Source organism: Streptomyces sp. ActVer (assembly GCF_027270795.1).
Taxonomy (GTDB): Bacteria; Actinomycetota; Actinomycetes; order Streptomycetales; family Streptomycetaceae; genus Streptomyces; species Streptomyces umbrinus_A.
This window is the reverse complement of the sequence record NZ_JAPWHT010001047.1, coordinates 1-508: the sequence shown is the minus strand read 5'-3', so window position 1 is coordinate 508 and position 508 is coordinate 1. Positions and strand designations below refer to the sequence as shown.

At 51.8% G+C, this 508-nt stretch carries 1 protein-coding gene; it reads left to right on the top strand.

The window, feature by feature from the left end:
• A partial coding sequence (locus O3Q52_RS54060) for a DDE-type integrase/transposase/recombinase (protein WP_269655665.1) occupies positions 1 to 427 on the top strand: 427 nt, incomplete at its 5' end.
• Positions 428 to 508: the final 81 nt, after the last annotated feature.

The window sequence follows — 508 nt, the reverse complement described above, 5'->3', positions numbered from 1 at the left end:
GGCCGTCGACAGCCGGGGCCGCACTGTCGATTTTTATCTCTCCTCCCGTCGTAACAGCAAAGCTGCATACCGGTTTCTGGGTAAAATCCTCAACAACGTGAAGAAGTGGCAGATCCCGCGACTCATCAACACGGATAAAGCGCCCGCCCATGGTCGCGCGCTTGCTCTGCTCAAACGCGAAGGCCGGTGCCCGTCTGACGTTGAACACCGACAGATTAAGTACCGGAACAACGGGATTGAATGCGATCATGGCAAACTGAAACGCATAATCGGCGCCACGCTGGGATTTAAATCCATGAAGACGGCTTACGCCACCATCAAAGGTATTGAGGTGATGCGTGCACTACGCAAAGGCCAGGCCTCAGCATTTTATTATGGTGATCCCCTGGGCGAAATGCGCCTGGTAAGCAGAGTTTTTGAAATGTAAGGCCTTTGAATAAGACAAAAGGCTGCCTCATCGCTAACTTTGCAACAGTGCCCTATGAAAAGCGTGGTAATGCTGAAAACT